Raw genomic sequence first — 18,879 nt, 5'->3', positions numbered from 1 at the left:
TGAGTCCTACTCTGTGATTTATGGGGCAGCTTCTTTTTACCGATAAACCTTCTACTCTCTCTTTCGATAGATACCTGGCGAGACACCATAACGCTCCCGAAACACCCTGTGAAAATAGGTGTAACTTCCAAACCCCGTCTCCTCTGCTATACGCTCTAAGGTGTAATTGGTATTGTCCATTAATCTCAGTGCCATCGCAAGCCGGATTTGCCCCGCATATTGCATAATAGAATAACCGAATTGGATCTTGAATAAATGTACGGCCCTTGTCACACTAATTCCAGCATGAGCAGCTACGTCCTTTAGTCTGATCTCTGAAGTAGCATGCTCCTCCACATAACTCTTCATTTTAAGTCCGTGTAGAAGCGAAGCCGAAGATGATGCAGGTGCCTCTTCCATAGCCCGATCTAACAACAAACATAAAGCTTTAAATAGTGCTTCAAGTATTTCAGGGCTACCCCCGTCTAGTCTTCTATTCTCCAGATCAAGCTGTTGCCATATACTTTGCAGCTTACCATCATCCGCAATTCTAACCTTTTTGGGTCGCTCACGCAGGTTCCACCAGTGGTCCACCCATTCCCCTGTACACATTACAAAATAGTCCACACTATGTCCCAAAGGACTTTTCTTTTCACCGATTCTCAGATCATATATATCGTAGGGCTTAAATAACAATAGATCCCCCGGCACTACGGCAGTCATTTCTCCATCGATGAGGACTTCACATTCCCCTTCTGCTTGCAGCCTGATGATATAGGTATCCAACCCACTGCGATATAGTTGCCGAAAAGGCTGAGTATGGCGGATAAATCCACACAGACTAATTTGAACGCTGTTTGTTTCCATCGCATATGCTCCTCATTCTATAATAGTCGATGACCAGATTGTTGAGGTTCTTAGCCATATAGTTTCTTCAAAGTGCAGTGAATCTCCTTCTATAATAAAGACAGAATTCATATGTAGGAGGTTATCAAGCATTATGAGTAAAACTATTCGCGTCATTCAAACCGCTAAAGAAACCACGGATCGTTTAACAGAAAAGGACCCTCTGATTTTCCTTCCCGATACGTCAGGAGTCGAATCAGAGCTAATCAATATCTATGATGATCTGGAGTATCAAGAAATTGAAGGCTTTGGTGGAGCTCTTACGGAGTCCTCTGCCGTTACTATCGCTAAGCTTAGTGCAGCTAAACAAAAAGAAATCATCGACGCTTATTTTCATCCTGAGCACGGCATTGGATATACCCTTTGCCGCTCACATATCCAAAGCTGCGACTTCTCACTGGGCAACTATGCTTATGTAGAGGAAGGCGATGCGGAGCTACGTTCGTTCGATATTTCCAGAGATCACGAGTCGGTTATCCCCCTCATAAAAAATGCTGCCGCAGCAGTAGGTGAAGATTTCCGTCTGTTCTCTTCCCCATGGAGTCCTCCAGCGTTCATGAAGACTAACGGGCAAATGAACGGAGGCGGAGCTCTTAAGCCTGAATATCGTAAGGCTTGGGCTAACATGTTCGTTAAATATATTGAGGCGTACACTGCAGAAGGGATTGATATCTGGGCTGTCAGTGTTCAGAATGAAGCCAAAGCTGTACAAAGATGGGATTCCTGCCTGTATACCGCCGAAGAAGAAAAGGATTTTGTGCGTGACTACTTGGGACCTGCTCTGGAACAAGCGGGCTTGGGCCATGTAAAGGTTATGATCTGGGATCATAATAAAGAACGGGTGTATGACCGTGCTAAGGTTGCTTTTGAAGATCAAGCAGCGTCCAAATACATATGGGGAATCTGCTTTCACTGGTATTCCGGTGATCACTTCGAAGCCCTCTCTGCTGTACATGATCGTTTCCCTGATAAAAAGCTGTTCTTCAGCGAAGGCTGCCAAGAAGGTGGCGTTCATCTCGGCTCATGGAACACCGGTGAACGTTACGGACATGATATCATCGGCAATCTGAACAACTGGATGTCGAGCTGGACAGACTGGAACATTGTCTTGGATGAGCAAGGTGGACCTAATCATGTAGGAAATTACTGCGACGCTCCAATTATCGGAGATACCAAAAACGATGAAATTACTTTTGAGAGCTCATTCTATTACATCGGGCACTTCAGTAAATATATTCGTCCGGGTGCTAAACGCATTGGTTTCTCCAAATATACAGATAAGCTTGAAACAACAGCTTTCCGCAACCCTGATGGCACTATTGCTGTTATCGTTATGAACCGCACAGAGCAAGAGCTTCCATTCACCCTGCGCTTCCATGACGAACTGGCTGAGAACATGATTCCGGCTCATGCCATTCAAACGCTGCTAATTAAGTAGAAGCGGTTCATTCCTAATAAAAAAGAGGTTCTCTTGTTGCCAGCGCACAGAGAGAACCTCCTTTTTTATTAAATTAAATGAAATAGTGCTTAAAGTCTTGCCGACAGTATTTCACATAACGCTCCATACAGTGTATGTTCAAGATCCAACGAGGCAAGAGAAGCCAGGGCCGCCATCGGCGTTACTGCTGCTTTGACTACATGGTAAATTTGCTCTTTCAATTGGAAAAGAATTTGCGCACGGTTCAGAAGGCTGAACACCTCATCATCTACCGAATTCACCGCAATCCGGGCATTTGTGAACGTTACTTCCAATGAATGCTCTACCGCTTGATCCGAAATCATGATCGTAAGCGTATGTGTAGCCTCATCATAGTCCATGTTTGCTTCGATTTCTGTGCCGCCAGCGAATACCTGTACCTTCGTATCAGCAAAACCGACAAAGGACAACTTCCATGATCGCCGCTCAGGCACAACCTTTGTATTTCCCTTAGCAGAGAGAATCTTGAAGCTGGCTCTATCCCCCATTTCCAGGATCATTTCTGTATCACACCATTGATCATCCTGATCCTCCGCAGTATCGCCCTCATCCTCCCAGAGATGAAAATGACCCCTTCCTCCCGCAAATACACGGACCTCCATATGCCCCGGATTATCCACTGAAGAGGTATATTGCGTCAGATCTGCCATAGGCACGATAGCACCCGCTTTAGCTAATACAGGGATATTCTCAAGATTGCGATAAAGAGAAAGCTTTCTGCCACCGTCGTACACTCTTCCGTTAAAAAAATCTATCCAAATCCCTTCAGGTAACCAAGCCTTAAATTCGGCAACGCCTACCTTTGGGTTGACCGGCTGTGTAATCGGACAGGCAATAAGTTCCGTTCCGAAATAATATTCATTGGGCACTTCATAGGCTTCATTCGACAACGCATGATGATAATACATCGGTCGGATTAGCGGAAGACTATCGCGGCTGGCATAGCGATTCATCGTGTACAGATAGGGAAGTAAACTATGCCGCAAACGCAGGCAATCCTTCATCACATCTTCCGCAATCTTATTGAATCGCCATGGCTCCTTGCTGTTAAAGGCACTAGCAGAACTATGTAACCGCAGAATAGGCGAAAACACACCGAATTGCACCCAGCGCATTGCTAACTCATCATCTAAATAACCATTCATATGGCCCCCGATATCATGGCTCCACCAACCATATCCCACGTTAGCGGCGTTGGCTGTGAAGTAAGGCTGGAAATCCAGCGACTCCCAAGTGACAATGGTATCTCCAGAGAAGCCCACAGGATAACGATGGCTGCCAAGACCTGCATAACGGGAAAAAGTAATCTGCCGGTTGCCTCGCCGGCCGCTATCCAGATAGTGATAATGGTTCAGCATCCAAAGCGGATCTAGTCCCGGTACTTTAGTCACTCCACCCTGCTGCCAATCAATCCACCAGAAGTCCACACCTTCATTCTCTAGCGGATGATGCAGAAACTTAAAGTATGCTCGCAAAAAATTCGGATCCGTAATATCAAATTCTACAGCATCACCCTTTTCCGGGTCCATACCCATCTCCGCAGCAATGGCTAGATAAGGATCTTCAAACGCTCGTACACCGTCTGCTGGATGTACGTTGAGCGTTACTCGAAGTCCTTTTTCATGCAGCCATGCCAAAAATCTTTGAGGCTCCGGAAACAGTTCCCGGTTCCAGGTATAACCCGTCCAACCACTGCCGTACTGCGGATCAATATCGACGAGATGCCAATCCATATCTATAACAGCGACGGAAAACGGAATTCGCTCGAGCTCAAACCGCTCCATTAGCGCTTTGTATTCTTCTTCTGAATATCGGTAATAACGGCTCCACCAGTTGCCAAGGGCATAACGTGGCAATAGGGGCGTACGACCGCAAAGGTGATAGAAATCCTTCAAGCAGTGCAAATAATCATGACCGTATCCAAAAAAATAAACATCGAGGCCAGCCATTGCCCGTAGCTCTACCCGTCCATCCTCTTCCAGTACTAGGGAGGTGCTATCATCAACTAACGTATACCCCGCACGTGAAAGCAGTCCGTGCTCCAGCGGAATGGCGCCATCTGCATTATCCAGTGTACGTGCTGTCCCTCCCAAATCTTGGACTGTATCTCCATAATTCCAGACACTCATTAGGTGACCCGCTTCGTTTCTCACCCGAACATTGAGACCATGCCGGGAGAAAGGCTGCTTGTCATAAGTTAAATGCAGGCGCTCCGTAATCAACTCAAGTTTATTCCCCAGATCCATTACGCGGAACTCTGGAACCGGAAAATTGCGATTCACAACGGTCTGTGACGCCCGATCTTCGAAATATCCTTCCTCACTATATTCCATCCGGATAAGCTCCGGAGTTAAGACAGTGAACCGATAGCACTCCCCCTGAATAATCGCGTCAGCATTACTGCCTGGTTCAGAACGCAGCTTTAATTGGGTCGCCAAAGGGGTTGGCTCTTTCATCGTATTTCCCATCAAGTAAAAACCCCATTTCTTGTTATTCAACGCCGATATAACGGCTGAAAGCATCTGTCCGAATTTTCACCATCTTTTCGAGGCCCATCCCCCGCAGCTGCTTCACATAGTCATCCCACTGCTCGTCAATATCACCTGAGATTATAAATTGAGCACGCATTGTATTGACGTAACTATCAATATCGGTGGTCAAGGTCGGCAGCTCCTGAAACTCTTCTGCAGTGTACATTACGTTAGGGAAAGGTGGTGTTGTGTAGTCACTTCCCAGCTTATCGAGTTGTAGCTTCAGCCCATCTCCGGTTTTGGGATTTAGAAAGATGGTCTTTTCAAAAGCTGGGCTCACATATTTCGGCCCGAAATCCCGGAGTGACTGTTCCCAATACCAAGCATCTGCACTGGTGCCGGTTGGAGGGTCCATCAATGTATACGTACCGTTGTCATTTTTCTTAATCACCGTTCCAATGGCACCCCAGAAATTCTGAATGCTGGCTTCATTGGTATAGAACTGATCCGCCCAGCGTGCTGCAATTTCTGGATACTTGCAGGATATGGTGATCAACAGCTCGTTGCGTTCCAGATTCATCCCATACGGGTTCCCAACGGTGTAGCGCTTCCCGTCTGGTCCAGCAATTGGCGGAATGGTCACATATTGATCACTCCATTTGCCAAACATAGCGTCTGGCGTCCACTGATAAGAGAAGCCTACGATTGGGGCATCCGGATTTAGAAACTTTGCCGATCTCATCGTTTCGTCTTGAGTGAATACTTCTTTATCAAGTAATCCGTCTTTAAATAATTTGCTCTCCCATTTGAGCCCTTCTTTGTACTCTTCTGAAATCGGGTAATAAACCGCATTTCCGTCCTTGACCACCATGAAGTTATTATTCAAATCTGCGATTCCGAAGGGACTGATTAGATCATTACTTAATTCGATAAAAGGAATCTCATCCTGTTTTCCGTTTCCATTCGGATCTTGTTCTTTGAATGCTTTTAGCACGTTATAAAGATCGTCTATCGTATCCGGTACCTTCAAACCCAATTTGTCCAGCCAGGTTTTGTTAATCACAGGCTGACGTGAGCTTTTAGGACGTGAGGGTAATCTTGCAGGCAGCGAGTAGATTTTCCCGTCAGGAAAGGTGCTGATTTTTTTCATTTCCGGTGTTTCTTCCATAGCTGCTTTGAGATTAGGCATGTTGTGCTCAATATAGTCATCTAACGGCCGAAATAAGCTTAAATTATTGACGATATCCGCATCTCCGAAGGTCTGACTCCCTAAAATGATATCTGGAAGTGTGCCGCTGGCCAGCATAATAGACTTCCGTTCACTCCAATCATTGGAGGACATCACCTGCCACTCAATTTTGACATTCGTGTTCTTCTCCAAATCCTTGAGCCATTGATTCTCGGTAAAAGAATCTCCCATGCTGACCCACCGGACAGTGAGTACTTTCAACGTCACCGGCTTATCCACTATCGGCAATCCTTCTTTGTTAAATTCACCCGGTTCAGTTTCAACAGAATTAATCCCACTGTTCCCTTTACAAGCTGTAAGGCTAGCAAGCAACGTTGTCACTAAAAGAATGACGGTGATTGTTCTATATATCCTGTTTTTTTGTTGCTTTTTCATAACGTTCTTGCTCCCTTACGAATGTTAGTAGAATAGCTGAATGTACTATTCCTTCACTGCGCCGATCATTACCCCTTGGTTAAAGTATTTTTGTACAAAAGGGTACACGCACATGATCGGAACCGTTGCCACGATAATAACAGAATACCGCATCATATTGGCGAGTCGTAGTGCGATTTGCGCAGCTTCCCCGGTTCCCATCCCCGACTGCATCTGATTGGTAATCAAAATATTTCGCAGGATCAGCTGCAAAGGATACATATTAGGATTTTTCAGATAGATCAAGGCATTAAAATATGAATTCCAGTAACCAACGGCGATCCATAGACCCAGCACGGCAATAATCGCCTTCGACAGTGGTAAAACGATCTGTAGAAAATAACGAAGATTTCCACAACCATCGATCTGTGCAGCTTCCCATAAATCTCCCGGAATACTCGACTGAAAAAAGGTGCGGGCAACGATTATGTTAAACACACCAACGGAGAAAGGCAGTACCATCACCAGAAATGTATCGTACAGATGGAAATCACGGATCGTTAGAAAAGTCGGAATTAACCCCCCATTAAAAAACATCGTAAAGATGAAAAACAGGGAAAGATATTTTCGTCCCACAAGATCCTTTCTGGACAACGCATAGGCCGCAGAAATATTTACAATTAAACCGATTGCCGTCCCTACCACCGTATACATGATGGTATTCCAGTAACCGATCCAAATATTTTCATGACGCAGCAGCTCTTTGTAACCATCGAAGGTGAACCCTTTAGGAAATAACCAAACCTGCCCCCCCGCCACCGCGGAAGGATCACTGAACGAAGCAATGACGATAAAATACAGCGGATAGATCAGGATAATTAGAAAAAGTGCTGATATAACATACATCACTATTTCCATTATAGTATCCGAAGAACGATTCTTCTTTATTTTCCCCACATTCCCTTTAGTAACTGTCTCTAAACCTCCCATTTCAATTCTCCTCCCTTCTACCACAAGCTATTTTCGCTTAGTTTTTTAGATATCTGATTGACCATGATCAATAAAATAAAATTAATAACGGTGTTGAATAGGTTGATCGCCGAGGAAAAGCTGTATTGACTGCTGAGCAAGCCAATTTTGTAGACATAAGTAGAAAGAATTTCACTTGAAGTGATGTTCAAGTCATTTTGCATTAGGTACACTTTTTCAAAACCAACCCCAAGCAATCCACCGACCCGCAAAATAAGCAAGGTTATCGCGGTTGGCATCAGCATCGGAATATCGATATAACGAATTTTGTGCATCCGGCTTGCTCCGTCTACGGTTGCCGCCTCGTACAAGCTAGGATCAACTGCGGAGAGCGCAGCGATAAAGATAATGCTGTCCCAGCCGACATGCTGCCACACATCCGACCAAACATATACACTGCTGAATAATCCAGCGGAGCCAATCAGATCAGGAGCCTCTTTTCCAAAAAGACTATATATATTGCCCAGCAGTCCGGTGCTAGGTGAGAACAAAATCATCATTAAACCCACCATTACTACCGTGGAGATAAAGTGCGGCATATAGGACACCGTCTGGAAAAAACGTCTAAACCGGTTAGGTCTCATCTGGTTAACCATCAACGCCAGTATAATTGGAATCGGAAAGGTAATCAGACTGTACACACTGATGATCAATGTGTTTTTAATCGTTGATGAAAATTGATAGGAATGAAAGAATTTCTCGAAGTATTTGAATCCAGCCCATGGGCTGCCCCCAATTCCCAACGCCGGACTATAATCCTTGAAGGCAATCAGCACCCCGTACATTGGCTTGTACGCGAATAATAACGTCAGAACTACAGCAGGAAAAAGCAATAGATAGAGACCCCAATTTTGTTTGATTTGTCCGAATTTCCGCCCGAAATGAAGTGGACCAGATTTCATGACATCCCCTCCTTATTTAAAATAGAGAATGCTACCCCACAGCTATCCTGTAGGGCAGCACCTTTTTCGAAAGACGAATAGGTTATTTCACGTTCATATAACGGCTGTAAGCATCCGTGCGAATCTTAACTAACTTTTCAAGTCCCATTTTATTAAGCTTGCTCACATAAGCATCCCAGCCCTCGTCAATTCCGCCTTTGCTAATAAATTGCGCCCGCATAGTATTCACATAGCTGTCGATATCCGTAGTCAAGGTTGGCAGCTCCTCGAACTCCTCAGAAGTGTACATTACGTTAGGGAAAGGTGTTGTTACATATTCACTGCCCAGCTTATCCAGTTGCAGCTTCAGTCCATCTCCACTTTCAGGGTTCAGGACGATTTTCGATTCAAAGGATGGGCTCACATATTTCGGTCCAAAATCACGTAGAGATTGATCCCAATACCAAGCATCTGCGCTGGTTCCAGCTGGTGGATCCATCAATGTATAAGTGCTATCATCGTTTTTCTTAATAACCGTTCCAATCGCACCCCAGAAATTCTGAATGCTCGCTTCGTCAGTGTAGAACTGATCTGCCCAACGTGCAGCAACCTCAGGATATTTGCAAGATGTGGTAATCAGCAGCTCATTACGGTTAAGATTCATCCCAATCGGATTCCCGATCGTATAACGTTTACCATCTGGTCCGGCAATCGGTGGAATCGTCACATATTGATCGCTCCATTTTCCAAACACGGCGTCTGGAGTCCACTGGTACGTAAAGCCTACAATTGGAGCATCCGGATTCTGGAACTTAGCCGATCTCATCGTATCGTCCTGAGTGAATACCTCTTTATCTAGCAAGCCTTCCGCATACAATTTATTTTCCCATTTGAGACCTTCTTTGAACTCCTCTGAAACAGGGAAATATATCGCTTTTCCGTCCTTGATGATCATATTATTGTTATTCAAATCGGCAATTCCGAAAGGACTGATCAAGTCATTACCAATTTCAATAAAAGGAATCTCATCTGGTTTTCCATTCCCATTCGGATCTTGTTCTTTAAAAGCTTTGAGCACGTTATATAGCTCATCAAGCGTTTCAGGCACCTTCAAGCCCAATTTGTCCAGCCAGGTCTTGTTAATCACAGGCTGACGTGAGCTTTTTGGACGTGCAGGAAGTCTTGTTGGCAGGGAGTAGATTTTCCCGTCAGGAAATGTGCTGATTTTTTTCATTTCTGGGGTTTCTTCCATAGCTGCTTTGAGATTAGGCATATTTTGCTCTATATAATCATCAAGCGGCCGGAAAAAGCTCAGATTATTTACGATATCGGCATCCCCAAAGGTTTGATCTCCCAAAACGATATCCGGAAGCGTGCCACTCGCCAGCATAATCGACTTCTGCTCACCCCAGTCATTGGAGGACATTACTTGCCAATCGATTTTGACATTCGTATTTTTCTCCAGATCCTTCAGCCATTGGTTTTGCGTAAAGGTGTCCCCCATACTCCCCCAACGGACAGTCAGCACTTTAAGTGTCACAGGCTCATTCACAATCGGCAGACCTTCTTTGTTATAGCTGCTCGTTTCATTTGTCGCTGCATTATTCCCGTTGTTACCGCCGCAGCCAGCAATTCCAAATACCATCGCAGCCGCCAGCAGACCCACAGTCCATTTCTTTGCAGTTTTTTTCTTACTGTGTTGACTCATCTCTTAATCCCCCATTTCAATTTATCAAAATGCATCTGAATAGCTTTATAATAACTTCTTATTTTTTCGTATTCCGGACACATTAAGACGGTTATCCAGACCTTTGAATTCGCTTACAAAAAATGCAAAAGCTAAATGCTCTACTTGGGGAGATTTAATAACAGTATCCCGACTTCTGTATGTGCTATCCGGACTTTGAGGGAAATCCCTAGCGAGTTCTTATGTTTTTTTCACGCAGAGGTTTTATAATGACTTTATGATCAAAAAAACAGCGAACCACAAAACCTACCCCATTCGCCATTATATAAAAGTCATGATGTTGGTTTCATTCACAGTCCTTATTCTGGATTTAGGAATCAGCATCGCTTCCATTTCCATCGTTAAGCAGCAGTCCACTCGAAATTTGCAGGATACTGCGGCGCTTTACATCAATCGTATTAATCATGATTTTGCCTACATTAATCACTATATGGGCTGGACGCTTGGGAACGATGAGAGCTTACTAACGATGAATACTTACGGGGTCAACAGTATCGAGTTCTTAAAGGCAAATGATAATCTGTTTAAACGCTTTACCGAGCTGCAAAAAAACTACGGGCATGAGTATAACTTCTTCTACTATTTGAAAAATGAGACCTATTTTTTGAATTGCGCACCGATCAGCGTAACCTATACGGATTACAGGGAGCTGAAAAAGAAGATTATTTCTTATATTGATGATAAGGAGATGTATGAGAAGTTTTATTCCAAATGGACGCCTATTCTAGTAAACAACCATTATTATGTGATTAATATCGTACCCTATTACAATCGCTATTTAATTGGACTGATCTCCGCAGATAATCTGATCCGGCCGCTACGCCAAATTAATCTTGGCGCCAATGGTTATGTTTCTCTAGTAGATGAGAATGAACAGCCTTTAACTAGTCCGATCTCCAATAGCGGAAAGCTAATAACGGAAAATGGGGGATTCTCTAATCTTTTGCAATCGCGTACAACAATCAACAGCGCATTCTCAGACACCACCTTCAGCACCAAAATGGTCATTAAATATGGCATATTCGAAAAAATCATGATTGCCCAGCTGCTTATTATGTTATTGTTCTTCATTGTGACCTCCACGTTATGCATTGTTCTGCTCTTTTTCAAAAAAAGAGTGTTAGGTCCGATTCAAAGTTTCTCCGATAACCTTGCTTTCATTAATGAGTCTGGGCAACCCGCAGATTTCAAAAGCAGTGAGATTATAGAGCTGGAACAGGCTAACACTCAGTTTAAAGGCTTGGTTGAACAAATCAAAACCTTTAAAATCGCTATGTACGAACAGGAACTGGAGAAACAAAGAATACAGCTGGACTATATGAAGCTACAGATTAAACCACACTTTTTCTTAAACTGTCTGACTAGCATCTATAGCATGGCGCAAATTCATATGTATAAAGAAATTGAAAATATGACGTTGTCTACCTCTAAGTATTTCCGTTACATTTTTCAGAATGGCGAGAATTTTGTCCGGCTGGAGGATGAAATCGAGCATGTCCGAACCTACATGGAAATTCAAAAGCAACGTTATCAGGACGCATTTATTTATTACATCGAACAAGAGGATCAGGCAGGCAGTGTGGAAATTCCACCGTTAGTGCTGCAAACCTTTATCGAAAATTCAATTAAATATGCGATTTCACGCGAACATGAAGCCGAGATCAGGCTTACAGTACAACGATTACAGATGGATCAGGAAGAAGAAATGCTCGTTATCCAGCTCACCGACACCGGTCCCGGTTTTCCATCTCAGGTGTTAGAGAAACTTAATCTTGGAGAGCCTTTGGATCAAAGTAAAGGTACACAAATCGGCATTATGAATACGCTTAAAAGACTAGAGTACCTATATTTAAAAAGAGCAACCGTTACCTTCTCCAATTTGGAGGGCGGCGGCGCTAGTGTAATCTTATATCTTCCGAAGCTTCCTAATAAATCTAAATGAATGGAGAGCAAACTATGAATGTACTGCTTGTTGATGATGACTTTTATGTTATTGCCGCATTGCAAAAGAAAATTGATTGGGAATCACTACACATTGATACTGTTTATACGGCTAATAATGTCGCTCAAGCACGTGAAATAATAGAAAAGCATTCTGTTCAAATTCTGATTTCAGATATTGAAATGCCACAGGGCAGCGGACTGGAATTACTAGCATGGATTCGCGAGGGAAATTATAGTATTCAGACTATTCTTCTTACCAATTATGCAGATTTCAACTATGCGCAGAAAGCAATCGAATTGCAGAGCTTTGAATATTTCCTTAAGCCCATTGAATTTGACAAGCTGATGTTGATCATCCATAAGGCGGTTACCCAAGCAAAAGAGCAGCAAAAAAACGAAAAAGCCATTCAGGGCGGTTACTTTTGGCAAAAAAATCAGGCGAAGATTCTTGAGCATTTTTGGCGGAAGCTAGTTAGTGGCAGTACATCATTTCCCATTAAATTGTCAGACATCACACATGCCATTGAAGAACAAAATCTCTCCTATCAAATGAGTGATACCCTACAGCCTTTGATATTTAACTTATTCCCTTACAATGGCAGTATGGGAAAAGAAGAAAAGGATCTGTTTGATTTTGCCCTGCTAAATGTATTGTACGAATTGTTTCAGCACCCTTGTTTTACCATCGAAAGCATTCTGGAATACAAAGATTATAACTGGATCGCCATATTAAAATGGAACCAGGCTCCAGATACGCAACTGCTTGAAGCATTATGTGCTTCTTTTATTCAAAAGGCGAATCCTTATTTAAAATGTGATGTCTGCTGCAATATTGGTTTAAACGATAAACTGAGTAATGTGGGGAATGTTCTAAAACAATCCCTGACTATGGATGAAGAAATTACGAGATGCAGAAATCAGACCTTTTTGGTGGAGGCTTATCTGCATCAAAATAAACCGGGCTATACGCCACCGGATCTTGCCTATTTGGAAGAACTGCTGAATCAGAATAAATTCACTGCTTTTCTTGAAGAAGTTACACAATATTTAAAGGTCATGCTTAACAATAGAACACTTGAGACCTCTGTCCTTAGCTTGTTCCGTTTAGATGTAGTACAGCTAGTCTATTCATTTCTCAACCTGAAAGGGATAAGATCACACAAATTATACTCTGGCAAAACTAATGATAAATTATCTATGCACTCTTTGGATTCAATCGAGGATATGGAAGAATATCTTAAATACCTTGTCACTACAGCCATGAAATATCGTGATTTTGCTGCCCAGCCTAAGTCCGTCGCAGAAGAAATCAAACAATACATTCATTCACATTACGGCGATGACCTGACCCGAAATGATTTGGCTGAAATTGTCTATCTCAATCCTGATTACCTGGCAAGGATATTCAAACGAGAAACTGGGGTTTCATTAGGCAGTTATGTCATCCACGTCCGAATCGCGGCTGCAAAACATCTATTGGAAACCACAAATATGTCTGTATATACCGTCGCGAACAAAGTTGGCTATAGCAACTACTCCTATTTCTCCAAGCTTTTCAAACAAGAGGTAGGTCTCCCTCCAAACGATTATAAAAAGGAACAACAATACAATACAATCCAGCTTACTAAAAGAGGGTAACCCAGCATCTAGTTCATGGATGCTGGGTTACCCTCTTTGGGATATCTTCTGCATATTAATTACTGTCTACCTTTACTCCTACGCTGCTGATAATGATCCACCTACGAGCTTACTCTTACACACAGTAATCATCCGCCACACCTTTACGCCTACTCTGCCGGGAATCTTACACCCCTGACTTTACTCTTACATCCAGTAACCATCCACCATGTCCCCCTGCTTCCGGACCCAGATGACGCTATTTGCTCATTTATCGCCTTTTGAGCACAGTTTCGGACTCCAGTGCAACTATTACTGTGATATTGCTCCAAATCGAGTGTGTTTCAGGTCAATAGCGACTATGCGGTCCGTTAGAATTCCAAATGTGGCATAAAGCAGCGTTTAAGGTCAGCTGAGTCCGATAGCTACTTCGTACGCGGAAATCTAATCGAATCTGCGAAGCTTGCCGGGGATCACGGGAAGGTTCCCCACCGCCAGTAATCTTGCAAGCTCCAAAAAACACATAAATGCCCCAGCAGTCATAATCAGAACGGCTGGGGCATCTCTTTTACTAAATTAAGCCTGAAGCGTTACATACTTATCGCCAAGCAGATTTTTGAAATAGGTGCGATTATATAACATACTAGGATGGGATGGATAAAAACTCAACGCCGTTTCATTGTGATGATTCGCTTTCTCGTGTTGGCCGAGACGATCATAACAGAGTGCCAATTGAAGATGCGGCAGCCAGGTATAAAAGATCCCATTCTTCATCCCCATCGAATCGTAATCCCGCGGTAGTTGAATCGCTAGCTCATACCAGTATGCGGCTGGTTGCAACTGGCCTTTTTCCAGCAGAAGTGCCCCCAGTCGGCAACAAAACTCTGAACGTGGTTTATCATACTGCAAGGTTTTACATAACGCTTCAAAAGCACCTTCTTTATCCCCCAGCCGTTCCCGGCATTCGGCAAGCTTTAGGCAAGCCTGGAAATTATCTTCAATCCAGCCCTGCCTACCCGCTAAGAAAATCTCATAGTATTTGCAAGCCTCTTCATTAATAGCATGATCTCTTAATTCATTCGCATAATAATACTGGTCTCTCGGCGAAAATACTTCACCCTGTGCAACACGTTTTTGATAAATCCGCAAATTACGATCTGTGTATTCCTTATCCTTCTCATGTGTGATGCAGACATCACTACTAAAAGAAGGACCACTTACCTCTAAATACTCATGAACAGGCCCGATCCACTGAAAGTTGCAGCTGCGCCGAACCAGCCTGTTGCGGCGTAAACTAGCTGTGACATTTCCCGCTTCGTCAAAAGCCAGATTATATTGCATGTTCACACTGTGAATATGTCCCGGCAGGATTTCTTTTAGTTTTTTAAAAAGAATCTGATCCTCTTCCTTTATATAATCATCCGCATCCAGCCACAAAATGTACTCCTGAGTAGCTTTGCTAAAGGCAAAATTACGTGCGGCACTAAAATTATCAATCCATTCGAAATCATAAATTACAGCTCCGAAGGACAACGCAATCTCTTTCGTTTTATCCGTCGAGCCTGTATCCACGATAACAATTTCATCTACGAGACTTGCAATGGTAGATAAACATCGGTGCAAGCTTTTTTCTTCATTTCGTACTATCATACATAAACTAATCGTAACCATACTCGCCCTCCTACACGCTTTGTTTGAAATTCTTTCTATATTGATATGCAGGGTTTAAGAAACGGACTCCCGCTCTATCCCGCCATATCATGAAGAACTTCAGAAATATAAAGATTATGTAAGAAACTTTCCACTCCATTCTTAGGTCTATATAAGTAAGATCAAAGGAGGTACAGCATATATGAAATCCAAACGAAAAAGCGTTAGAAATGGCTGGATCTTAACTTCAATATCGTGCGTCGTAATTGTACTAGTACTGCTGATTGGATATAAAGGGCTTGACTGGGGAACGCCCACCACTCCACCCCCGTCCACCAACGCACAAACTAATAAGGAAGCAGATAACGAACCCAGCTCCACTCAAAAAATGCTCGAATTTCCTAGCAGTGATCCCGATAATGGGCAGGTCATCATTCCACTGCATACCACGCTCGCGCAGCTAAATATTGATAGTGGCAGCGAATATGTAAACACAGAAATCCCCCCCATACCTGAAATGACCTTTGCTTTATCTCAAGACATGAAAAACCAAGTAGAAGCAACGCTGGTCTACCGCCCTGATATCGGTGGAGGTTATCTTCTACTCGCTCCTGCCGGATGGCAGGCTACCGCGGTTGTCGGCGCTAACGGTTCTTATGGAGTTACCTTTCAGGATCCGAACCATCCGGAACAAAACATGAACTATTCAGATACGGCTTGGACTTGTATAGGCTGTGCTATCACTGCAATCGGAGCCTATTTCCCGGAAAAAGCCGAATGGGCTGACGCGTTGGGATTTACCATTAATAATCCGCTTAAGTTTAGCGAACAGCATATTTTAGGTACTGCAGGAGCTGAAGCCAGAACGGTCAGATATACGCTTCAAGCAGACGCGAATGGCTATCAGGACGAGGGTGCTGCCTATTACGATAAGGGAGAATGGGGTTATTTATTCCGCAGTATCGGAATACATCAAGCTCAAACATCCCCACAGCAGGAAGTAGTGGAGACCCTCATGAAGTTCTTTACAGATAATCATGGACCGCTCTTCATTGCTGACCCAAACGCAGAGAAGCTGGACTAAGGGTGGGAATTTTTAGAGGAAGGTATTTTCAACCTTGCTCTTGCTTTTAGAAAGACGTAGGTGCTATTTTTTGTTATAATCAATGCAATGCGTTGTTTATGAATTCAGACATATATAAAGGGGACGTAACCATGACTCAAATTATTAAAACTCTAACTATTGCAGGCAGCGACTCCAGTGGTGGCGCAGGCATCCAAGCGGATCTAAAAACATTTGAAGAGTATGGTACCTACGGCTTTAGTGCCTTGACCACTATCGTTACTATGGACCCGGACAACGGCTGGCACCATAATGTTTATCCAATTGATGCCTCCATTGTTGCTGAGCAGTTAAAAACTATTTTCGCTGGTGGCCCGGTTAATGCCATGAAGACAGGTATGCTTGGAAGTGTTGAAATTGTGCGCGTTGCAGAGCAAGCGATCAAAGAAAATCTTCAGACTAATGTAGTTATTGATCCAGTTATGGTGTGCAAGGGTGAAGATGAAGTCTTGAACCCTGACAGCGCTGAGGCTATTCGTGACTTATTGCTACCACTAGCAACTGTGGTCACCCCAAACTTGTTTGAAGCAGGTGTTCTTTCAGGTCTTGGCAAACTTACTACCCTTGAGGAAATGAAAGAAGCTGCCCGTCTGATTCATAAGCTCGGTGCACGTAATGTCGTGGTTAAAGGCGGCAAAGCACTCGGCGGCGATCAAGCGATTGATATCTTCTTCGACGGTTCTGAGTACACTGTATTCCAAACAGCCAAAATCGAACCCGCTCACAATCATGGAGCTGGATGTACTTTTGCCGCAGCAATTACAGGCGGTCTAGCTAATGGCTTAACGGTTCATGAAGCTGTTGCAAAGGCTAAAGATTTTGTCTCCGCAGCCATTCGTAATGGATTTGCGTTTAATGAATATGTGGGTCCTGTATTTCACGGTGGTTACCGTTTAGAACGTTAGAACTCGCAATCCAATTACACAAAAAAATAAATGGCAGTCCAGACGCTGAACATCAGCTCTGGACTGCCATTTTTATTTACTATTATTGAAAATCCGTAAATTCAAAACTATGCTTACCGAACATAGATTTTTTATACGATTATTTTCATAAAAAAAGCACCCGAATCAAGATTCGAGTGCTTCTGAGCTACGTCCTCTAATTATTTTATCAAAATGGATAAAGCACTTTTTGACGCCAAACGGAAAGATAATTCATCCGCTCCCGGCAAGTTCAAAGCAACATTCTCAGCCTTTTCGCTATCGTTGAACAGAACAACTGCAATAGAGTTATCTGTATTCTTAAAAGCTACGGAACGAATCTCTTCTTGATTGGTGGAAGCGTCAATACGCACTGCCTTCGGACGAATAAATTTACTGAAATGGGCCAGCGCATAATAGTCGAGCGTATACGTAAGCTCCTTGGTCTCTTGGTTGACTGTCACAACACCACGACAAGTACTTTTGCCAAAACCCGGTACGGTTGGGCCGTTCTTTTCATCTAAGGCCATATTCCATAACACAAAGGATTTACTATGATTTCTAAGAATATCAATCCCTGTCCTCATTACATTGGAGAAGGCTTGTTCAAACGGAGGAATCCATTCTCCACCAGAACCTTCTGTAAAATGCACTTCTTTATCAGCAAAAGCTTTCAGAACCTCTGATTGCGCTGACGCATTGCCACCATACCAGTGCCAAGCTACACCATCCACTTCATCTTTTGCATAATCGAGCACGGTTAACGGATAATCTGGACGATCCCAGTTGTGGTCGTAGCAGAGAATTTTTGTAGCGATGTTATGCTTAACAAAGCTCGGCTTCAGGTAGTTTTTAATGAAATCTTTTTGCGCCTCAGGCAACATTAACATACTAGGGTAGTGTTTGGGTTCAAATAAAGGCTCGTTCTGTGGTGTTACAGCATAAGTTGGCAATCCGTGCCCTTCAAAAGCTTGAATATATCGAACAAAATAATCGGCATAAGCCTGATAATATTCTTGTTTAAGTTCTCCAGCAATCATCGATCCGCTAGTCTTCATCCAACCTGGTGCACTCCATGGAGAAGCCATCAGTTTGATCTCAGGGTTAATTTCCAGAGCTTGTTGCAACAAAGGGATAATGTCTGCTTCATCATGTGCGATAGAGAAGTGGGTTAATTCCGTATCCGTTTCCTGTGCAGGTCTATCATCATAGCTATAAATATCTCTAGCATAATCCGATGCCCCCATTGGATTTCTTAATACGGACAAACCAATTCCATCTTGTGCGTCAAAAAGCTTGCTCATGACTTCCTTTTTCTGCTCGTTGTCCAGGACTTGATTAATCAAATAAGCGGATGAATCCGTAAAAGATGCTCCAAAGCCATCCATTTCCTGAAAGGTTTGATTCTCGTCAATAGTTACAGTAGTGGTCGCCTCTGCGTCAGCAATTGGAGTTAATTGTTGCAGACTTTGCTCTACAAACAATGTATTCTCCCCGGTGGATTGATAAATTTTAAGCTCTGGCATGTT

At 43.3% G+C, this 18,879-nt stretch carries 13 protein-coding genes; 5 read left to right on the top strand and 8 right to left on the bottom strand.

What is annotated here, in order from left to right; all coding sequences use genetic code 11:
* Positions 1 to 51 precede the first annotated feature (51 nt).
* Positions 52 to 846 carry an AraC family transcriptional regulator gene (locus PODO_RS10785; RefSeq protein WP_036689756.1) on the bottom strand — a complete coding sequence of 265 codons (795 nt, stop codon included), beginning with the start codon at positions 844 to 846 and terminating at the stop codon, positions 52 to 54.
* A gap of 133 nt (positions 847 to 979) precedes the next feature.
* Here PODO_RS10785 and PODO_RS10780 point away from each other — a divergent pair, with 133 nt between their 5' ends.
* Positions 980 to 2,323 carry a glycoside hydrolase family 30 protein gene (locus tag PODO_RS10780; RefSeq protein ID WP_038570011.1) on the top strand — a complete coding sequence of 448 codons (1,344 nt, stop codon included), beginning with the start codon at positions 980 to 982 and terminating at the stop codon, positions 2,321 to 2,323.
* A gap of 89 nt (positions 2,324 to 2,412) precedes the next feature.
* On the opposite strand, the gene PODO_RS10775 is transcribed toward PODO_RS10780, so the two are convergent.
* The 5 genes from PODO_RS10775 to PODO_RS10755 all read right to left on the bottom strand — a co-directional run bounded on the left by PODO_RS10775 (position 2,413) and on the right by PODO_RS10755 (position 10,054).
* The gene (locus PODO_RS10775) at positions 2,413 to 4,830 is read right to left on the bottom strand and encodes a glycoside hydrolase family 31 protein (RefSeq protein ID WP_235219593.1); all 2,418 of its coding nucleotides are present in this window, start codon (positions 4,828 to 4,830) and stop codon (positions 2,413 to 2,415) included.
* Positions 4,831 to 4,852: 22 nt separating this feature from the next.
* On the bottom strand, positions 4,853 to 6,457 hold the full coding sequence (locus PODO_RS10770; protein ID WP_051491642.1) for an extracellular solute-binding protein: 1,605 nt from the start codon (positions 6,455 to 6,457) through the stop codon (positions 4,853 to 4,855).
* A 45-nt stretch (positions 6,458 to 6,502) separates the two neighbouring features.
* Positions 6,503 to 7,426 (bottom strand): carbohydrate ABC transporter permease, encoded by a 924-nt coding sequence (locus tag PODO_RS10765; protein WP_051491641.1) that lies wholly within the window; start codon positions 7,424 to 7,426, stop codon positions 6,503 to 6,505.
* 17 nt (positions 7,427 to 7,443) lie between these two features.
* On the bottom strand, positions 7,444 to 8,367 hold the full coding sequence (locus PODO_RS10760) for an ABC transporter permease (RefSeq protein ID WP_036689753.1): 924 nt from the start codon (positions 8,365 to 8,367) through the stop codon (positions 7,444 to 7,446).
* Positions 8,368 to 8,449: 82 nt separating this feature from the next.
* A complete protein-coding gene (locus PODO_RS10755) occupies positions 8,450 to 10,054 on the bottom strand; it encodes an extracellular solute-binding protein (protein ID WP_038570008.1) in 1,605 nt (534 codons plus the stop codon).
* A gap of 256 nt (positions 10,055 to 10,310) precedes the next feature.
* Between PODO_RS10755 and PODO_RS10750 the strand changes: the two genes are divergently transcribed.
* Positions 10,311 to 12,035, top strand: a complete 1,725-nt coding sequence (locus PODO_RS10750) for a cache domain-containing sensor histidine kinase (RefSeq protein WP_244886462.1) — start codon at positions 10,311 to 10,313, stop codon at positions 12,033 to 12,035.
* A 14-nt stretch (positions 12,036 to 12,049) separates the two neighbouring features.
* A complete protein-coding gene (locus PODO_RS10745) occupies positions 12,050 to 13,675 on the top strand; it encodes a response regulator transcription factor (protein ID WP_038570006.1) in 1,626 nt (541 codons plus the stop codon).
* A gap of 555 nt (positions 13,676 to 14,230) precedes the next feature.
* Here the strand turns inward: PODO_RS10745 and PODO_RS10740 are convergent.
* Positions 14,231 to 15,325: a glycosyltransferase family 2 protein gene (locus tag PODO_RS10740; RefSeq protein WP_038570004.1), complete on the bottom strand. Its 1,095-nt coding sequence runs from the start codon at positions 15,323 to 15,325 to the stop codon at positions 14,231 to 14,233.
* A gap of 181 nt (positions 15,326 to 15,506) precedes the next feature.
* Between PODO_RS10740 and PODO_RS10735 the strand changes: the two genes are divergently transcribed.
* Together PODO_RS10735 and thiD are read left to right on the top strand one after the other, a co-directional pair.
* Complete coding sequence (locus tag PODO_RS10735; RefSeq protein ID WP_038570002.1) at positions 15,507 to 16,388, top strand: DUF4850 domain-containing protein; 882 nt, start codon at positions 15,507 to 15,509, stop codon at positions 16,386 to 16,388.
* Between the two features lie 131 nt (positions 16,389 to 16,519).
* On the top strand, positions 16,520 to 17,332 hold the full coding sequence (gene thiD, locus PODO_RS10730; RefSeq protein ID WP_038570000.1) for a bifunctional hydroxymethylpyrimidine kinase/phosphomethylpyrimidine kinase: 813 nt from the start codon (positions 16,520 to 16,522) through the stop codon (positions 17,330 to 17,332).
* A gap of 200 nt (positions 17,333 to 17,532) precedes the next feature.
* On the opposite strand, the gene PODO_RS10725 is transcribed toward thiD, so the two are convergent.
* A complete protein-coding gene (locus PODO_RS10725) occupies positions 17,533 to 18,876 on the bottom strand; it encodes a glycoside hydrolase family 30 protein (RefSeq protein ID WP_038569998.1) in 1,344 nt (447 codons plus the stop codon).
* Between the last annotated feature and the right edge of the window lie 3 nt (positions 18,877 to 18,879).

The organism is Paenibacillus odorifer (genome assembly GCF_000758725.1).
GTDB lineage: Bacteria > Bacillota > Bacilli > Paenibacillales > Paenibacillaceae > Paenibacillus_AQ > Paenibacillus_AQ odorifer.
The sequence above is the reverse complement of the archived record's forward strand: the minus strand, read 5'-3'. Positions and strand labels throughout refer to the sequence as shown.

Coding starts and splice junctions, on each gene's coding strand:
- PODO_RS10785 (WP_036689756.1), bottom strand. CDS start 846: ATGGAAACAAACAGCGTTCAAATTAGTCTGTGTGGATTTATCCGCCAT.
- PODO_RS10750 (WP_244886462.1), top strand. CDS start 10,311: ATGATCAAAAAAACAGCGAACCACAAAACCTACCCCATTCGCCATTAT.
- PODO_RS10760 (WP_036689753.1), bottom strand. CDS start 8,367: ATGAAATCTGGTCCACTTCATTTCGGGCGGAAATTCGGACAAATCAAA.
- PODO_RS10780 (WP_038570011.1), top strand. CDS start 980: ATGAGTAAAACTATTCGCGTCATTCAAACCGCTAAAGAAACCACGGAT.
- PODO_RS10775 (WP_235219593.1), bottom strand. CDS start 4,830: ATGGGAAATACGATGAAAGAGCCAACCCCTTTGGCGACCCAATTAAAG.
- PODO_RS10755 (WP_038570008.1), bottom strand. CDS start 10,054: ATGAGTCAACACAGTAAGAAAAAAACTGCAAAGAAATGGACTGTGGGT.
- PODO_RS10765 (WP_051491641.1), bottom strand. CDS start 7,426: ATGGGAGGTTTAGAGACAGTTACTAAAGGGAATGTGGGGAAAATAAAG.
- PODO_RS10725 (WP_038569998.1), bottom strand. CDS start 18,876: ATGCCAGAGCTTAAAATTTATCAATCCACCGGGGAGAATACATTGTTT.
- PODO_RS10735 (WP_038570002.1), top strand. CDS start 15,507: ATGAAATCCAAACGAAAAAGCGTTAGAAATGGCTGGATCTTAACTTCA.
- PODO_RS10740 (WP_038570004.1), bottom strand. CDS start 15,325: ATGGTTACGATTAGTTTATGTATGATAGTACGAAATGAAGAAAAAAGC.
- PODO_RS10745 (WP_038570006.1), top strand. CDS start 12,050: ATGAATGTACTGCTTGTTGATGATGACTTTTATGTTATTGCCGCATTG.
- thiD (WP_038570000.1), top strand. CDS start 16,520: ATGACTCAAATTATTAAAACTCTAACTATTGCAGGCAGCGACTCCAGT.
- PODO_RS10770 (WP_051491642.1), bottom strand. CDS start 6,457: ATGAAAAAGCAACAAAAAAACAGGATATATAGAACAATCACCGTCATT.